Source organism: uncultured Sunxiuqinia sp., from assembly GCF_963974515.1.
Classification (GTDB): domain Bacteria; phylum Bacteroidota; class Bacteroidia; order Bacteroidales; family Prolixibacteraceae; genus Sunxiuqinia.
In genome coordinates this window covers 1-1,997 of the sequence record NZ_CAXBDD010000222.1, presented here as the reverse complement: position 1 = coordinate 1,997, position 1,997 = coordinate 1, and the positions used below count along the sequence as shown (strand labels likewise).

Here is a 1,997-nt window from a genome sequence, read left to right as displayed (position 1 = left end):
ATGTAGGTATTCCCTGCGCATCCCAAGGCATCTGCTCTTTGATCATCAGCAAATAGGAAAAGAATGTTGGGCTTTCTATCCTCTTTGTCGGGTTCCTTTTCATTGCTGCAACCTGAAGATATACCTACCAATAAAAATGCAGCTAAAGGAACGAATGGATGTTTCATAGCTATTTTCTTACGTTTGATATTGTATCGATGTCTTCAAGATGGACTGTGCCATCCGGCAGAGAGTCGGTATTGCGCAGGACGCTAGTCAGATTATGCCGTACATTTCCCGGCAAGACTTTCAGGTCCGCAAGGTTAAAATATAAACAGATCATTTCAGAAACACTTCAATAACCGGAATTTCGACATTGGGTTTATTGACCGGCAACCGAAGGTTTAGGTCATTCTCTGTGGCTATGCTTCCCTGCATTTGATGCCCATATGGAGCGGTGATATTTATTTCAGATGCATCATGAAGGAACTGGGCATATTTCACCTTTCCTTTATATCCGGGCAATCTGAAATTGGTTATGGGATAATCGAGTAAATGAATATAGAGACGATTGGTTTCAGGATTGTAAGTTAAAATTGTATGTTCCGGGACTTCAAAATCTTTGGGCGCCTGGGTGCAACCATAAATGGAACGGTCATTGAATTTCATCCACTCGCCCATCCCGGCCAAAGCTTCATCTGCCCGGTGATCGAATGTGCCCCGTGCGGTTGGACCTACATTTAGTAATACGTTGCCACCTTTACTTACCGACTCGATAAGCAAAACTAAAAGCTGCTTGTTGTCTTTCCAGGTATGTTCATCGCGGTAATAACCCCACGAACCGGAGAAGGTCTGGCAGGTTTCCCACGGAATTTTCTTCCCGTCAACCTCGGGCCAGCTTTGTACTTTAAACTGTTCGGGTGTGGTGAAATCCCATCCACCCCAGTAGTCTTTCAAATCGAGCCGATCATTCACCAGAATTTCTGGTTGCAATTCTCTAACCATTTTTATCAGTTCCACCGAGCCCCAATCATCGCGGCCTTTTCCAAACTGACCGGGAAACGAGTAATCGAGCCAGAGAACGTCAATCTTACCGTAATTGGTCAGGATTTCGCGCACCTGGTTTTTCAGGTAATCGCGGTAAACAGCCATATCGCGGCCTTCATTCAGTTGATCGTACTCTTCCTGCGTATTGGCGCTTTGCGGATGCACCCTATCTATCGTATATTCCGGATGGTGCCAGTCGATGAGTGAATAGTAGAATCCAACTCCAAGCCCTTCAGCCCGGAATGCTTCAACCCACTGCTTAATAATATCTTTTCCGTAAGGGGTGTTCATGATATTATAATCGGTAAAATCCGATTCGAACATGCAAAAACCCTCATGATGTTTGGTGGTAATTACGGCATACTTCATTCCGGCAGCTTTTGCTTTTTTTGCCCATTCGGTTGGATCGAATAAATCGGGATTAAAAAGCTCGAAATACTTCTGGTAATCTTCATCCGAAATCCGCTCACGTTTTTTCACCCACTCGTGGCGGGCAGCTTGCGCATACAAGCCCCAGTGAATGAACATTCCGAAACGGGCATCGGTCCACCATTGAAGCCGTTCGGTTTTTTCTTCTTCAGTTTCATTCCAGATTTTTTGCTGGGAAAAGGCGTTTTGACTAAGAAATGCCGTCAACATCAAAAAAAGTAGTCGTTGTTTCATTTTAGTTTAGTTTAAAAAATCCATTAATTTTATCCATTCGATCAACGAATTTGGTCACCATTACCATAAATATTTCGGGAACCAGAGTAAGGAAACGCTCCTAAAATTGATAAAATAAAGATGAACATCCTGAATTTCATTGCAATTTAAATAAAATCTTGTTGCATATTTTAAAGTATTGGCTATTTATTGATCGTCACAAAAGAACTCACCACATCAAATTGCCCCTATTGCTTATTATCTTAACGATGGTTGTTTCCCGCTTCAGAAAGTCTCTTAGCCATTTTAGGCAAAAAGCATCGGCATGG

At 42.8% G+C, this 1,997-nt stretch carries 1 protein-coding gene; it reads right to left on the bottom strand.

Annotated elements, in window-relative coordinates; all coding sequences use genetic code 11:
• Window positions 1–318: 318 nt before the first annotated feature.
• Window positions 319–1,689, bottom strand: coding sequence for an alpha-L-fucosidase (locus AAC033_RS19100; RefSeq protein WP_339741180.1), 1,371 nt, complete (start codon window positions 1,687–1,689; stop codon window positions 319–321).
• Window positions 1,690–1,997: the final 308 nt, after the last annotated feature.

What these genes read in the sequence shown, in the direction of transcription:
- AAC033_RS19100 (WP_339741180.1), bottom strand. Translation starts at nt 1,689, where the DNA reads ATGAAACAACGACTACTTTTTTTGATGTTGACGGCATTTCTTAGTCAA.